At 64.4% G+C, this 15,297-nt stretch carries 13 protein-coding genes; 5 read left to right on the top strand and 8 right to left on the bottom strand.

Annotation, left to right across the window (positions count from 1 at the left end):
• Positions 1–63: 63 nt before the first annotated feature.
• Positions 64–906 carry an AAA family ATPase gene (locus VOM14_RS15765; RefSeq protein ID WP_327629647.1) on the bottom strand — a complete coding sequence of 281 codons (843 nt, stop codon included), beginning with the start codon at positions 904–906 and terminating at the stop codon, positions 64–66.
• 287 nt (positions 907–1,193) lie between these two features.
• On the opposite strand from VOM14_RS15765, the gene VOM14_RS15760 reads away from it, so the two are divergent.
• Both VOM14_RS15760 and VOM14_RS15755 read left to right on the top strand, forming a co-directional pair.
• Positions 1,194–1,562, top strand: a complete 369-nt coding sequence (locus tag VOM14_RS15760) for a c-type cytochrome (protein ID WP_327629646.1) — start codon at positions 1,194–1,196, stop codon at positions 1,560–1,562.
• A gap of 58 nt (positions 1,563–1,620) precedes the next feature.
• Positions 1,621–2,004, top strand: coding sequence for a c-type cytochrome (locus VOM14_RS15755; protein ID WP_327629645.1), 384 nt, complete (start codon positions 1,621–1,623; stop codon positions 2,002–2,004).
• Positions 2,005–2,102: 98 nt separating this feature from the next.
• On the opposite strand, the gene VOM14_RS15750 is transcribed toward VOM14_RS15755, so the two are convergent.
• The 3 genes from VOM14_RS15750 to rsxB form a co-directional block, all read right to left on the bottom strand.
• Positions 2,103–2,537 carry a DUF1841 family protein gene (locus VOM14_RS15750; RefSeq protein ID WP_327629644.1) on the bottom strand — a complete coding sequence of 145 codons (435 nt, stop codon included), beginning with the start codon at positions 2,535–2,537 and terminating at the stop codon, positions 2,103–2,105.
• 147 nt (positions 2,538–2,684) lie between these two features.
• A complete protein-coding gene (gene nth / locus VOM14_RS15745; RefSeq protein ID WP_327629643.1) occupies positions 2,685–3,329 on the bottom strand; it encodes an endonuclease III in 645 nt (214 codons plus the stop codon).
• A gap of 20 nt (positions 3,330–3,349) precedes the next feature.
• A complete protein-coding gene (gene rsxB / locus VOM14_RS15740; protein ID WP_327629642.1) occupies positions 3,350–4,216 on the bottom strand; it encodes an electron transport complex subunit RsxB in 867 nt (288 codons plus the stop codon).
• A 237-nt stretch (positions 4,217–4,453) separates the two neighbouring features.
• On the opposite strand from rsxB, the gene VOM14_RS15735 reads away from it, so the two are divergent.
• Positions 4,454–5,086: a TetR/AcrR family transcriptional regulator gene (locus tag VOM14_RS15735; RefSeq protein ID WP_327629641.1), complete on the top strand. Its 633-nt coding sequence runs from the start codon at positions 4,454–4,456 to the stop codon at positions 5,084–5,086.
• Between the two features lie 90 nt (positions 5,087–5,176).
• On the opposite strand, the gene VOM14_RS15730 is transcribed toward VOM14_RS15735, so the two are convergent.
• Positions 5,177–6,454, bottom strand: coding sequence for a polyhydroxyalkanoate depolymerase (locus tag VOM14_RS15730; RefSeq protein WP_327629640.1), 1,278 nt, complete (start codon positions 6,452–6,454; stop codon positions 5,177–5,179).
• 180 nt (positions 6,455–6,634) lie between these two features.
• Positions 6,635–8,515 (bottom strand): glycoside hydrolase family 15 protein, encoded by a 1,881-nt coding sequence (locus VOM14_RS15725; RefSeq protein ID WP_327629639.1) that lies wholly within the window; start codon positions 8,513–8,515, stop codon positions 6,635–6,637.
• Between the two features lie 235 nt (positions 8,516–8,750).
• Between VOM14_RS15725 and VOM14_RS15720 the strand changes: the two genes are divergently transcribed.
• On the top strand, positions 8,751–8,996 hold the full coding sequence (locus tag VOM14_RS15720; RefSeq protein WP_327629638.1) for a hypothetical protein: 246 nt from the start codon (positions 8,751–8,753) through the stop codon (positions 8,994–8,996).
• A 134-nt stretch (positions 8,997–9,130) separates the two neighbouring features.
• Here the strand turns inward: VOM14_RS15720 and VOM14_RS15715 are convergent, their stop codons facing one another.
• Entirely contained in the window at positions 9,131–9,283 is a 153-nt protein-coding gene (locus tag VOM14_RS15715; protein ID WP_327629637.1) for a DUF3096 domain-containing protein, read from the bottom strand.
• Between the two features lie 266 nt (positions 9,284–9,549).
• Here VOM14_RS15715 and VOM14_RS15710 point away from each other — a divergent pair, with 266 nt between their 5' ends.
• The gene (locus tag VOM14_RS15710; RefSeq protein ID WP_327629636.1) at positions 9,550–10,854 is read left to right on the top strand and encodes a lactonase family protein; all 1,305 of its coding nucleotides are present in this window, start codon (positions 9,550–9,552) and stop codon (positions 10,852–10,854) included.
• Positions 10,855–10,973: 119 nt separating this feature from the next.
• Here VOM14_RS15710 and VOM14_RS15705 read toward each other — a convergent pair whose 3' ends face one another.
• Positions 10,974–15,158 carry a DNA translocase FtsK gene (locus VOM14_RS15705; RefSeq protein WP_327629635.1) on the bottom strand — a complete coding sequence of 1,395 codons (4,185 nt, stop codon included), beginning with the start codon at positions 15,156–15,158 and terminating at the stop codon, positions 10,974–10,976.
• Between the last annotated feature and the right edge of the window lie 139 nt (positions 15,159–15,297).

Genomic DNA, 15,297 nt, shown 5'->3' with positions numbered 1-15,297 from the left:
TTCCCGGCGTCGGCTGCGGGCGAGGTGTGTGAGGCGCTCACCCGCGCTCGCCCGATAATGAGTTCAACGGTTATTTCGATTCATGAAAATCAGCCGCTCGAAAAGGCTCACGTCCTGTTCGTTTTTCAGCAGCGCGCCGTGCAGCGGCGGAATGATCTGCTTCTGATCCGATGAGCGCAGCGCCTCCGGCGGAATGTCTTCGGCGAGCAGCAGCTTGAGCCAGTCGAGCAGTTCCGACGTGGACGGCTTCTTCTTCAACCCGGCCACATTGCGCAGTTCGAAAAAGCTCTGCATGGCCGCGGCCAGCAGTTCCTTCCGGATGCCGGGGTAATGCACCTCGACGATCTGCTGCATCGTGGCCGGATCGGGAAACTTGATGTAGTGGAAAAAGCAGCGGCGCAAAAACGCGTCGGGCAGTTCCTTCTCGTTGTTCGACGTGATGATGACGAGCGGCCGCTGCTTCGCGCGGATCAGCTCGTGCGTCTCGTACACGTAGAACTCCATGCGGTCGAGTTCGCGCAGCAGGTCGTTCGGAAATTCGATGTCGGCCTTGTCGATCTCGTCGATCAGCAGCACCGTTTGCTGGTCCGACTCGAACGCCTGCCACAGCACGCCCTTGACGATGTAGTTGCGGATGTCCTTCACGCGCTCGTCGCCGAGTTGCGAATCGCGCAGGCGCGACACGGCGTCGTATTCGTACAGGCCTTGCTGAGCCTTGGTGGTCGACTTGATGTGCCATTGCAGCAGCGGCATGCCGAGCGCGGCGGCGACTTCCTCGGCCAGCATGGTTTTGCCGGTGCCGGGCTCGCCCTTGATGAGCAGCGGGCGCTTGAGCGTCATCGCGGCGTTGACCGCGAGTTTGAGGTCGTCGGTGGCGACGTACTGCGATGAGCCTTCGAAACGCATGGCGAGATGCTCTTTGGCGGGAAAAAACCCAGTATAAGTCAGAAGCCCTGTTGGCCTGAAACCGCCTCGCGTATGGTTGCAGCCGCGCTGTCACGACGCTCGCCATGCGGCAAAGCGCCGCGCCCCGGGCAGGCTCCTTGCGCGCCTCGCCCGTGCGGTGGACGTTCGGCGCGGCGTCGCGGTACAATTAGCGCGATTTTTTTGGCCTGCGTGGCTCCCTATAAGAATAACGGCGCGGGCCGTTGCCTTTTTGGGCGCTCGTTTCCCCTCAAGCCAGGTTACATGCTATGAATAAATTCGTCGGCAAACACGTCGTGATCGCAGCGCTGTCGGTGCTCGCGGGCTACGCGGCCAGTGCGCAGGCAGCGGATGTCGTCGGCAACGCGAAAGCGGGCCAGGGCAAGGTCGCGATGTGTATTGGCTGCCACGGCATCCCCGAATATCGCACGGCTTACCCCGAGGTCTACCGCGTGCCCATGCTCGGCGGCCAGAATCAGGCGTACCTCGAAAACGCCCTGCACGGCTACAAGAAGGGCGACCGCCATTTCGAAACGATGCACGCGATCACCGTGTCGCTGTCGGATCAGGACATCGCCGACATCGCTGCTTACTACGCAGCGCAAAATTCCTCATCGAAGAGCAATCCCGACAAGTGACCGGCGGCGGTTGTCCATACGGTCACTCGGTTATTAAATTCGCGGGATAGGAGAATTCATGAATAAGCCCCAACAGGCACTCCACACGGTGTTCAAGGCTGCATGCGCGTCGGCGGCAGTATTCGGTCTGGTTGCAGCGAGCGCCGCGCACGCGGCCGACGCCGGCAACGGCAAGGTGCTGGCTGAAAGCCACAACTGCGCGGCCTGTCACGGCCCGAACCTGAACAAGCCGGTGAGCCCGGAATATCCGAAGCTCGCCGGTCAGCACGCCGATTATGTTTACTGGGCGCTGCGTCAATATCAGATGGGCAATGGCAACCCGCACCTCGGTCGCAACAACGCGATCATGCAGGCGCAGGTGCAAAGCCTGTCGCAGTCGGACATGAAAGACATCGCGGCTTATGTCGAATCGCTGAACGGCGATCTCGTGCAGAAAAAGTAAGCGCGCTGCCTGGCCTGAATGAACAACACCCCGCTTCGGCGGGGTGTTGTGCTTTTGGGGCTTGCTGGGGGCGTTGAACTCGCGTTCGGTTCGCGCCGTTAGTCCCGTGTTGCGCGTCGTTCGATTCGCTGCAAGTACGCGTCGGTGTCCGGCGGCGTGCCGGTGCGCTGCGCTTCCCAGATGGTTTCGCCGAGGCAATCCATGATCGCGTGCTGCGCGTCGTGTGTCGAACCGAGCCGCGCGGCGAGGCGCTCATGCGCGGCGCGAATGCCGGGCGGCTGATCGATCGACAGTTGCTCGCTGATGGCCAGATGCATCGACAGATGAAGGAACGGATTGGTCTGTCCGCGCTCCGGGGAATAGTCCTGGGCCTGCGCGGCTTGCGCGTCGGTCAATTCAGCCTGGTATTCGGGGTGCTCGGTGATCCAGTCGGCGGCCATCGCTTCGAGCGGCGTCAGGATCTCGCCCTGACGTTGCTTGCGCCAGGTCTCGGTGAAAAATTGACGGACTTCGTCGCGGCTGGGATTGAACATCGTGGAACCGGTGTGTTGGATGGTGCAAGGGAAGAAGCGTTGGCGCGGCGGCTGCAATCGGGCGGCTGTCAAGAAACGGCCGCGAGTCGCCGCGCGCAACCTGTTATTTTACGCGCCGGTGGCTCGGTTCGCTGACCACGCATTGATTCAAAGATCGGGCGGCGGGGTCTTCGGACGAAACTCGCAAAGCGGCTCGATTACGCAATGCCAGCACTCGGGCCGGCGCGCCTTGCACACATAGCGCCCATGCAGGATCAGCCAGTGATGTGCGTCCTGCTTAAACTCGGCGGGCGTGAATTTTTCGAGCGCCGTTTCGACCGCGCGCGCATCCTTGCCGGGCGCGAGGCCGGTTCGATTCGCAACCCGAAAGATGTGCGTATCGACGGCGATGGTCGGATGGCCGAACGCCGTGTTCAGGATCACGTTGGCGGTTTTGCGTCCCACGCCGGGCAGGCTTTCCAGCGCCTCGCGATCTTCGGGCACCTGGCCGCCGTACTGGTCGAGCAGGATGCGGCAGGTCGCTATCACGTTCTTGGCCTTGTTGCGGTACAGGCCGATCGTCCTGATGTAGTTCGCCACGCCTTCCTCGCCCAGGTCGAACACCGTCTGCGGCGTGTTCGCGATCGGGAACATCTTGCGCATAGCCTTGTTGACCGACACGTCCGTCGCCTGCGCCGACAGCAGCACGGCAATCAGAAGTTCGAACGGACTGGTGTACTCCAGTTCGGTCGTGGGATGCGGGTCGATGCTCTGAAACGTTTCGTAGATGGCGCGGCGTTTGTTCGCATTCATGCTGAGCGGGGCGGATGCTGTTAGCGCGGGTTGCGGGTGCCCGCCGGTGACGGCGGCGTGTCGGGATCGGCGCTGTCTTCGGCAAGTCCGAGACGGCGGCGGCGCGATTCTGCTGCGTCGATCTGGGCCTGCACGTCCGCGCTCACGTGCTCGGTGTTGAGCGGACCCTGGCCTTTGGCAGCGAGTTCTTCCTTCTTCTTGCGAGCGCGTTCGAGCGCCGCCTGGATGATCGCGCGTTTTTTCGACGCTGCCTCGGAAGCCTCGGTGGGCGCGACGCTCGCGGAGACGGGCGCTGCCGTGGACGTCTCCGCTTCGGCAGCCGCGGCGGCGCTGCTCGTTCGCCGCGCTGCAGCACGCGCCTCCGCAGCTTCGCGCTCACGGGCGAGACGCGCCTCGCGCCGCTCGTGGCGCTCGCGCGCGGCGTCGGCCTGCCGCTGGCTCCATGCGTCCCAGCCGGTCGATTCGCCGGTGACGGGCGGCATCGAAATGCAATCGACGGGGCAGGGCGGCACGCACAGATCGCAGCCCGTGCAGAGTTCGGCGATCACTGTGTGCATGTGTTTCGGTGCCCCAACTATTGCGTCCACCGGACAGGCCTGCATGCACAACGTACAGCCGATGCAGATGTTTTCGTCGATAACCGCCAGTGGGCGCGGCCGTTCGACGCCATTGGCGGAATTGAGTGGAATCACCGGCTGGCCGAGCAATGCGGCGAGGCGCGCGACGCCTTCGGCGCCGCCCGGCGGGCACTGGTTGTAGCCGGCTTCGCCGCGCGCGACGGCCTCGGCATACGGGCGGCAGGCCGGATAACCGCACTTGGTGCATTGCGTCTGGGGAAGCAGATCTTCGATGCGATCTGCAAGTGTTCTGATGTCTGTCACGGTCACGATGTGGGGCCAAGCGGGGCTCGGCGGGCGGCCGCACAGCTTGAACTAAATAGCACATTATCGCCGATTTCCCCAATTGCCATTGGCAACCCATGTGCCATAATCAAAGCGCTTTTTTCGAAAGACCGCACAAGGGTGTTCCCCAACAATGGCGCGCCCGTTCAACGCTGTCGGCAAGGCCCGAGGAGAGGCCGGCGGCGCGATCCGGATAACGCGGCTCACGAAGACAATGCCACCATGAATCAGCCGAAAATCAAAAGAGATCCTGAAGGCACCCGGCGCCGCATTCTGCTTGCGGCCGCCGAAGAGTTTGCAAATGGTGGGCTATTCGGCGCGCGCGTCGATCAGATCGCCCGCCGCGCGGAGACGAACGAACGCATGCTCTACTACTACTTCGGTAGCAAGGAGCAGCTTTTCACGGCGGTGCTGGAGCACGCGTTCAGCGCGCTCAACGAAGCGGAACGCACGCTCGAGCTGAACGGTGTCGCGCCGGTCGAGGCTGTCACACGTCTCGCGCATTTCGTTTGGGATTACTACCGCGATCATCCCGAGTTGCTGCGTCTCGTCAATAACGAAAATCTGCATGAGGCGCGTTATATGCAGAAGTCGACGCGCATCCGCGAAATGATTTCGCCGATTGTCGCCACGCTCGGCGGCATTCTCGAACGCGGTCAGCGCGCGGGGCTGTTCCGCAATAATGTCGATCCGCTGCGCTTCTACGTCACGCTGTCGGGCATGGGGTATTACATCGTGTCGAATCGCTTCACACTCGAAGCCACGCTCGGCCGTGATTTCAGCAGCGCGAGCGAACGCAGCGAGGTGATTCAGATGAACACCGAACTCCTGCTTGCTTATCTGTTGCGAAAGTAGGCTTCGGAATAGCGTAAAAGCAGTGGACAAAAAAACGGCCTCCGAATGGAGGCCGTTCGCGTTGGCTTCACGTTCTGCATGAAGCGCCGATCAGACTTCGGCTTTTTCCTTCGCGACGTTCGGCGCCTTGTTGTGCTCGAGGATGAAGTCGCGCAACTGCGGATAAATAATCGTGCGCCAGCGGCGGCCCGAGAAAATGCCGTAGTGCCCGCACTTTTCGGCCGTGAAGTGGCGCTTGTCCGTCTCCGGAATGCTGGTGCACAACTCGTGCGCGGCGTAGGTCTGGCCGTCGCCGGAAATATCGTCCAGCTCGCCTTCAATGGTGAGCAGGGCGGTCTTCGTGATGTCTTGCGGCCGCACGCGTTCGCCGGCCACGTCCCACGTGCCCTCGGCGAGACTGAACTCCTGGAACACGACGCGGATCGTGTCGAGGTAGTAATCGGCGTCCATGTCGAGCACCGCGTTGTACTCGTCGTAGAAGCGACGATGCGCTTCGGCGTCGTCTTCGTCGCCGCGCAGAAGGCTCTGGTAGAAGTCCCAATGCGAGGCCGCGTGACGTTCCGGATTCATCGCGACGAAACCGGTGTGCTGCAAGAAGCCCGGGTAAACCTTGCGGCCCACGCCCGGATAGTTCGGCGGCACCGTGAAGATCACGTTGTTTTCGAACCACTCGTACGAGTGCTGCGTGGCGAGCGAATTCACCGACGTCGGGCTCTTACGCGCGTCGATCGGGCCGCCCATCATGGTCATGGTACGCGGCGTATCTTCGCCGCGGCTCGCCAGCAGCGAGATGGCGGCCAGTACCGGCACCGTCGGCTGGCACACCGAAATGACGTGCAGATTTTTCGCACCAATGTGGCGGATGAATTCCTGAATGTAGGCGATGTAGTCGTCGAGACGAAACTCGCCTTCCTCCAGCGGCACCATCCGCGCGTCGATCCAGTCGGTCAGATAGACCTTGTGGTCTTGCAACAACGTGCGAACTGTGTCGCGCAGCAGCGTGGCATGGTGGCCCGACAACGGCGCGCACACCAGCACCACGGGCTCGTCTTTCAGTTGCGTGACGGCGTCGCTGTCGTCCGCGAAACGCTTGAAGCGCAAAAGACGGCAAAACGGTTTCTCGATAATCGTTTGCTCGATGATCGGAATGTTGTGACCGTCTTTAACAATCTGGTGAAGGTTGAACTCAGGCTTTTCGTAATCCTTGCCAAGCCGGTAGAGCAGTTCGTAACCGGCGGAGAGGCGCGTGGCGCCCGGCACGTAGGCCAGCGGGCTGGCGGGATTCGCGAACGATTTCGACGCGGCCTGGGCCCAGGCGGTAAGCGGGCTCAGCATAGCCCGCTGGAATTCGTGCAGTTGGTAGAGCATAGGTGCTCCGTTTTAAGCGGTTCGCATGGGGCTTCGCAAACACGCGTGTGGCGTTGCGGCAGGCCATATTGGTTGTGGGCACAGGGGTCGTGGGCCGACAGACGGCTCGATCATATCGAAACAAGTGTGTTTGTGCAATGCAGCAATCGGGCTGGAACCTTCCGTAAAAATGTCATCGAATCATGCTACTGGCGATGCTGTGGTGCCGCTATACGGACTTGCCGCAGCCTTCAGCTCAGCATTTCCCGTGCCGTTATGCGACGGCTGACCCGTCGCCTGCGCCATCGCCTGTTCGTGCTTCATCAGGTTCAGGCCCGTATTCACCAGCGCCACGTGTGAAAACGCCTGCGGGAAATTGCCGACAAGCCGCTTTTCGGCCGGATCGTATTCCTCCGCAAGCAGCCCCACGTCGTTGCACAACGAGAGCAGTCGTTCGTACATCGCGACCGCTTCGTCGAGGCGCCCTTGCAACGCCAGGTTGTCCACCATCCAGAACGAACAAGCCAGAAACGTGCCTTCCCCCGGCGGCAGGCCGTCGTCGAATTCTGTGGTGCGGTAGCGCATCACGAGGCCGTCGTGCATCAGGTCGCGCTCGATCGCCTCCACGGTGCTCTTCACGCGCGGATCGTTCGGCGGCAGGAAACCGACGAGCGGCAACAGCAACAGGCTCGCGTCGAGCTGGTCGCTGCCGTACGACTGCGAGAAGGCATTGCGCTCGGGATTCCACGCCTTCTCGCAGACTTCGGCGTGAATCTTCGCGCGGGTGGTGCGCCATTCGTCGAGCGGGCCTTCCAGCTTGAACATTTCCGCCGATGCCAGCGCGCGGTCGAATGCCACCCATGCCATCACCTTCGAGAAGGTGAAATGCCGACGGCCGCCGCGCGTTTCCCAGATGCCCTCGTCGGGCTCCTGCCAGATCGTGTCGAGGTGTTTAAGCAGCGCGCGTTGCACGTTCCATGCGGTGTCGTCAGCCTGCAGGCCGCCCACGCGCGCCAGATGCAGCGCGTTCATCACTTCGCCATAGACGTCGAGCTGGCGCTGACCGACCGCGTTGTTGCCGACCCGCACGGGTTTCGCGCCGTGATAGCCGGGTAGCCAGTCGACTTCGGATTCGGGCAGGCGCCGCTCGCCGGCGAGGCCGTACATGATCTGCAACTGGTCGGGCGCGCCGGCCGTCACGCGGCCGAGCCAGCTGCGCCAGGCGCGCGCTTCGTCGTAGTAACCGCCGCGCATCAGCGCGAGCAGCGTGATCGTGGCGTCGCGCAGCCAGCAGTAGCGGTAATCCCAGTTGCGCGTGCCGCCGAGCTGTTCCGGCAGCGAAGTGGTGGGCGCGGCGACGATTCCGCCGGTCGGCTCGTAGGCGAGCGCCCGGAGCGTGATCAGGGAACGGCGGATCGGCTCGGCCCATTTTCCTTCGATGGTGCTGCGCGCCGACCATTCGAGCCAGTGATTCTCGGTGCGCGCGAGGGCGGTGTGCGGATCGCGCGCGGGCGGCAGCCGCAAATGCGAGGCCGCATACGCGAGCGAGAACGGCACGCGCTCGCCTTCGCTGACGGTGAATTCGGCGACGGTCTTCATATCCTCGCCTCGCAGTTCGACGGGCGTGCGCAGCACCGCGTTATCCGGACCGACGATCGCCCGGATGCCGCTGGCGTTTTTCAGACGATCCACCCACGGCACCGAAAAGCCGTAGTCGAAACGCAGCACCAGTTCCATCTTCATCCGCACGGTGCCGCGTTTGCCGACCACCACTCGTACCATTTCCGACCAGCCGTTGCCCGGTGGCATGAAGTCGACGAGCGTGACGGCGCCTTCGGGCGTTTCGAAGTCGGTTTCGAGAATCAACGTTTCGCCGCGATAACGGCGCGTGATGGTCGCGGGCGTGTCGGTGTCGGGGCAGATCAGCCAGCGGCCGTTGTCCGGCGTGCCGAGCAGCGCGGCGAAGCAGGCCCCGGAGTCGAAGCGCGGCCAGCAGAGCCAGTCGACGGAACCTTCACGGGACACGAGGGCGGCCGTGTGGCCGTCGCCGATGAGCGCATAGTCTTCGATGAGTGCGGGCATGAAGTGGTCGAGTGCCTTTCAGTGGCAGGCGCGGCGAGGCGTGCCGCGCCTTATTGGTTCTTCTGTCGGGACTCGCGCGCCGCAGTTTGGTTCATCACACAATGCGACAAAACGCGGGTTGGTAATTGTCAAATCCCTGCATACAATCAGAAATCCCAGCGGCCGAAAAACTTTCAGATTTGCGAAGTTGGCCCGCTCATCGCGTATGCACAAGCCGTGTTCGAGGACGAAAGCCATGCTGAATCCGTCAAAATCCGACTGCATCACGATTCTCTCCGCCGCGAGCCAGCTCGCTGGCGATTCCATGTTGCCTCTCGACCACGGCAGCCTCGGTCTGTCGCGCAACGGCATGCAGACTGCCGCGAGCTTTCTGATCGAGCGCGCCTGCTTCCGGCGCTACCGGGACGGTGATGGCCATTATGCCGTCGGCGCCTTGTCGTTGCAGGGGCGTTGGCGTCTGGAGCAGCTTTCGAACGGCTAACGCCGGGCGTCTCGCGAGTCCATCCGGCGTCCGGGCGGTGAACCGCCGCGGACGCGTCCCGTTGTGCTCTATCGCGCTGCATGCGCTTGGTCCGTTCGGGCGAAGCCGGGCCGTGTTGCGCCCGGCTGCCGTCTTCAGAAGTGCGACGATCCCACGCCGAAAATCCCAATGACCCCGATGATGATCAGATAGAGCGCGACGATGTAGTTCAGCAGGCGCGGCATCACGAGAATCAGAATGCCGGCGATCAACGAAACCAGCGGGCCCAGGCTGAGTGTGACGTTCATGAAGACTCCCTAGTGTTGTGAGACTGCTGAGATGCAAATGGAGCGGCGTCCCGCCACACGGAACCATTGGCACTGATGCATTGCAAGCCGCGCGACGGACCGCCGTCTGACCTATCGCCGCCCGGCCGTTTCGCTGCCTGATCCGACGCAACACTTCTATACTTGCTCGACAAGAACTGGATAAGAACAACGCTCGACCACCGCGCGGCAGACCAGCGACACCTTTACAACCGGTTCACGCCAATAACCGATGCCCAGGAGGTCATATGCTTCGTCGTTACCCGGTTGCCGTGCGCGCCGCGCAAGGCCTCAATCTGCGTTCTTCGCGTTCTGCTGCTGACTCCGCTTCACGGCGCGCGCGAGCATCGACGTCTCTTTGCTCCGCCCGCTCGATCATAAAAGGTTTCGCGCTCATGGTCTCGATTGTTGCTTCGCACGCGTTCGCGCAAGAAACCGGCCCGGCCCCCGCCGACGGCGTCTATGACATGCTGATCGGCACCTACACCGGCGGCAGGAGCGAGGGCTTGTACGTCTATCGTTTCGATACGAAAACCGGCGACGCGACGCGCGTCTCGGTCGCGCAGACGGTGAACCCGTCGTATCTGGTGGTGAGCCGCGACCGCCGTTTTGTCTACGCCGTGAACGAACAGCCCGGCGACAACGGGCCTGCCACGCAGCGCGGCGGCATCAGCGCGTTCAGCTTCGACGCCGCGACCGGCCAGTTGCGCTTTCTCAACAAGGTTTCCTCCGACGGCAACGATCCGTGCTACCTGAGCCTGTCGCCCGACGGCAAATATCTGCTGACGGCGAACTACTCGGTGGCCGCCGATCCCGGCGGCAGCTTCGCGGTGTTTCCGGTGCAGGCGGACGGCCAGCTCGGCGAGTCTGTGCTGACCGTGCATCATGAAGGCGGCGGTCCTGTGAAAGGGCGTCAGGACAACTCCCATGTGCATTCCACCGTGTTTTCGCCGGACGGACACTATCTATTCGCGCAGGATCTCGGCGCCGACAAGCTCTACTCGTACCGCTACACGCCCGACGGCAGCCGCGGCCTCTTCGGCCCGACCGATTGGCGCTACACCCAGGAGAAGGCGGGCAGCGGCCCGCGGCATCTGGTGTTCGGCGCCGACGGCAAGCACGCGTACCTGACGAGCGAACTCGCCGCGACCGTCAGTACGTTCGATTACGACGACGGCAAGCTCAGGCAGGTGCAGACCATTCCGTTGACCGAGCCGGGCTTCAAGGGCGCGGTCGGCGCGGCGGCGATCCATCTGTCGCCGGACGGGCGCTTCCTGTACGCGACCAACCGCGGCGACGCGAACGAGATCGTGATCTTCTCCGTCGATCCCACGAATGGGCGCCTGAAGAAGATCGGCCATCAGTCGAGCCTCGGCAAGTCGCCGCGCGAGTTCGCGATCGACCCGACGGGCAACTGGCTGATCGTCGGCAATCAGAACAGCGATACCGTCTACGTGTTCAGGCGCGACCGGCAGAGCGGCCTGCTCGAAGCGAACCCGAAGCGGATCGAGATCGGCTCGCCGGTCGACTTCAAGCTCGTGTCGCCGTCGTGAGCGTGTGAGAGCGGGCTGAAATGAAACAACGGGCCGCTTCGAGCGGCCCGTGTTTTCTGACGGAGCGTTTTTGGCCAGGCGATGGTGGCTGTGGCTGTCTGTGCGTGGCCTTGCGCCGTCTATTCCGCCGGGCCGGGCGCGAGCACTTCACGGCTGCCGTTGATGCCCATCGCCGACACGAGCCCGGCGGTTTCCATCTGCTCGACGAGGCGCGCCGCGCGGTTATAGCCGATGCGCAACTGCCGCTGCACCGACGAGATCGACGCGCGCCGCGTGCGCACCACGAACGCGACGGCTTCGTCGTAGAGCGGATCGGCTTCCGCCTCCGGCGATTCGCCGAACAGATCCTGCGCCGCGCCGCCATCCGTTGCCGGGCCGTCGAGAATGCCTTCCTCGTATTGCGGCTCGCCGAACTGCTTCAGATATTCGACGATCGCATGCACTTCCTCGTCGGCGACGAACGCGCCGTGCACCCGCTGCGGATAGCCGGTGCCTGGCGGCAGGAACAGCATGTCGCCCTGGCCGAGCAGCGACTCGGCGCCCATCTGATCGAGAATCGTGCGCGAGTCGATTTTCGACGACACCTGGAACGCGACGCGCGTCGGAATGTTCGCCTTGATGAGTCCGGTGATCACGTCGACCGAGGGCCGCTGTGTCGCCAGAATCAGGTGGATGCCGGCCGCGCGCGCCTTCTGCGCGAGCCGCGCGATCAGCTCTTCGATCTTCTTGCCGGCGACCATCATCAGGTCGGCGAGTTCGTCGATCACGACCACGATCAGCGGCAGCGGCGCGAGCGGCTCGGGCGCGTCCGGCGTCAGCGAAAACGGATTGCCAAGCTTCTTGCCCTTGGCTTCGGTGTCGCGAATTTTCTGATTGAAGCCGGCGAGATTGCGCACGCCGACCGCGGACATCAGCCGGTAGCGCTTTTCCATTTCGCCCACGCACCAGTTGAGCGCGTTCGCGGCGAGCTTCATGTCGGTGACAACCGGCGCGAGCAGATGCGGAATGCCTTCGTAGACCGACAGTTCCAGCATCTTCGGATCGATCATGATGAGGCGCACTTCCTCGGGCGTCGCCTTATAGAGCAGCGAGCAGATCATTGCGTTGATCGCGACCGACTTGCCCGAGCCGGTCGTGCCAGCGACCAGCATGTGCGGCGCCTTCGCGAGATCGGCCACGACCGGATGGCCGGTGATGTCCTTGCCCATCGCGAGCGTCAGTTGCGAATGCGAGTTCTGATAGACGCTCGCTTCAAGAATCTCGGACAGGCGGATCGTCTGGCGCCTCGCGTTCGGCAATTCGAGACCCATGCAGGTCTTGCCGGGAATCGTTTCGACGACGCGAATGGACGTGAGGCCGAGACCGCGCGACAGGTCCTTCATCAGGCCGACGATCTGACTGCCGCGCACGCCGAGCGCCGGTTCCACCTCGAAGCGCGTGATGACCGGACCCGCCGACGCGCCGACCACCGTGACCGGCACCTTGAATTCCTGCAGACGCTGTTCGATCAGCAGGCCCGTTTCGATGAGCTTTTCTTCTGAGACGGGCTCGACGTCCGTATCCGCGCGCGCCAGCAGATCGAGCGTGGGCAATTCCACCATCGACGCGGCCGGCGCGTGGAATTCGAAGCCGTTCGCGGGGCTGTGGCCGCGTAGTGGCGCGCGCTGGACGGGCTCGGCGGGTGGTTGCGCGGCTGATTGCGCGCCCGGCTGAGCTGCCGACTGAGCTGCTGACTGCGCGGCCGACTGCGCGGCCGACGAGAGCGGCGGCGCGGAAGGGACAGCGGGGCTTCCGAGCGCTGTCCGGAGGGTAGGTGCGGGGGCGTCGCTTTGGTGTTGCTCGTCGGGGCGCGGTTCGTGCGCATACGCGTGCGATTGCATCTGCGGCGTCTGCTGCGTCTGCGCTGCCAGACCGGGGAAACGAACGACGTTGGATGCCGCAAACGGCGCGCTGCCTTGCTCCGGCGCGGGCGACATGCCTGCCGCGTGCATTTCGCCGGCGTCCGCGAGGGTAGGGCGGGCGTCCGGTTCGACAGTAGCCGGAGGCGTCGCTTCGCTTGCGGTTGTGCCCGTGGCCGTGTTCATGGCCGTGTCGGCGAAATCCGGCTGCTGGGGCGGCGCGACGTGCGGCATCGATCCAGCATCGGACGGCGCGGTGAATGGCGGACGATCTGTGCGCGGCGTGACGGGTTCTGCGACGTGATTGCCGTGGTCCGGGCTGACGTGCGTGGCCGCGCTGACATTGGCGTCCGAATTTTCCTCAGAAGAAGACGAGTCTTCTTCCCATGGCGATGTAGGCGGCGTCGCGTCGGTTTCAGCGAATCGGCTCGCGAAGATCGAGAAGGGTGTGCGAGCGAGGGACTGCGCGGCGATGTGTGCCGTTGCTGCTGGTGCTGCAGGTGCTGCAGGTGCTGCAGGTGCTGCTGGTGCTGCTGGTGCTGCAGGTGTTGCCGTCGTTGCGGGCGTTACAGGCGCCGTTGGCGTAGCCGATCCCGCCGCCGGTTCCTCCGACGCAGGCGCGGACGCAGACGCCGATGCCGATGCCGATGCCGATGACCACTCAGGTCCAGCGCCGCACGCCGGCTCCGATTCCGGCGCTTGTGCTGTCGACGCAGCGATCTGCTCCACCGGTTCCGTCGACGGAATTTCCACTTTCGACGCTGACGCCGACGTCGATACCCATGACGGCCCAGACGCAGACGCAGACGCCGGCTCCGGCTCCGGCTCCGGCTCCGCTGCCGTAGCAGGTCCATCCACCGGCTCTTGCGCCGACGAGCCATCCGCTTCCGCTGCCGACGCAATTCCCGCCAGCGGTTCGTGCGCTCCGCCCCAAGCTGCCTGAACGACCGGCGGCTCGGTGCTGAGCGTATCAGCCGTCTCGACATTCACGCCGCCAAACTTCGCGCCGTGATCGCCCGTGCTTCGCGCGAGACTGACACCGGCGATGTCGGTCCAGCGCGCGGCATTTTCGGCGATGCTGCGCAGCGTCTCCTGGACGCTGTCGGGCGGCGTGACTTTTTCCGCTGCCGCCATGGGTCGGGTATAGCTTGGCGCCGGCGAGACCGGACGGCGCGCGCCGGGCGTCGCGTTAGCCGGATTCCCGCGCAATGCAGCCGGAAACGCCCGACCCGCCGACGTCGCGCGATTCAACGGCGCGGACGGGCGTGCCACCGGCGAGCGCGCATCGCCGGATGCGCCCGGAGATCGGCGAGGCGTCGCCAACGGCGCGCGCACGCTCGAACCGGCAGCCAGCATCACCGGTGCCGCCTTCGCGCCGATCGCCGACGCTGCGGCGCCCACACCCGCGCCAATCCCCGCGCCGGCTCCCGCGCCGATTTTCGCGCCAGTCCCCGCGCCAGTCCCCGCGCCAGTCCCCGCCAACCCGCCCGTGCGCGGCTCAGGCGCCGGGCGGTTCATGCCGGGCGACGCGATGCCTCGACCGGAGACCTCGCTCGCGCCATTTCTGTCAGCCGGGCCCGCAGCGGAAGCGCCCGTTCGAGGCGCGGTCTCGCGCAGCCATCCTGCCGGCGCGACCGGCTCCGCGGGCGCCCAGGCTGCTTTGCCGGTTGCCGGACTGCGCATCTGTGTTCGCGCTGGTGTGATAGCGGGCCGCCCAGCAACCGCGCTGCCCGTGCGCAACACCGGCTCGGCCTGCGAAAGCGGACTGCGCGACGCAGCTCGCCCGGCTCGCCAGCTTTCTCCAGCGGCCCGCGTGGCCGCGTCTCTAGTCGCGGCGGACCCAGCCGCGCTTGCCCCAGCGGCCCCCGCTCCGGCTGCAGCGCGTGATTTGACAGGCGGACGCCAGACGGTCGGCCGCGAATAGCGTCCCTTGGTTCTGGGCGCCATCGTGTTGACGGAATGAGCGATGTGCGACGGCGCGCCATCGTCGATAGAGCGGTGGCGGCGCGCCTCGTCGTCGCGTTTGGCGAGGCCGCGCGAGGCAAGGCCGAGGCCGAATGCGCCGTCGGCCCACGCGAGAAACTCGCGCCAGTGAAAGCCGATGAGCCAGGGCAAGCTGATGACGAAAAGCGCGAGCGCCGCGAGCGGCGTGCCGATATGCCCCAGGAGATGCCCGAAGCCCGCGGCCAGCGCATGACCCAGCGCGTTCACGCCGGTCACGCCGATCAGCGACGCCTCCAGCGTGCAGCTCGCGAGCATCACGCAGACAAAGCCGAGCCATAGCCGGATCGTGCCGGGACCGCGCAGACCGGCGCCGCCCGGCAACATCGACTTGACGAGCCGCCAGAAGAGAGGAGTGAACCAGACGGCCGACCCGCCGAACCAGCCGAAAACTACCGTGTGCATACTAGACATCAACGAATGACGGATGGGCGAAAAACGCAATCCGTCGAGTTTAAACCGGCGAAGCCTGGGCTTCGAAGGCGGCCGCAAGTATGCCTGCGGCCACCGGCCAGTCACGAAGCTCGCCAGGCTCGCCAGGCGT

Origin of the sequence: Paraburkholderia sp. MPAMCS5, assembly GCF_036016995.1 — a bacterium.
Classification (GTDB): Bacteria; Pseudomonadota; Gammaproteobacteria; order Burkholderiales; family Burkholderiaceae; genus Paraburkholderia.
The sequence above is the reverse complement of the archived record's forward strand: the minus strand, read 5'-3'. Positions and strand labels throughout refer to the sequence as shown.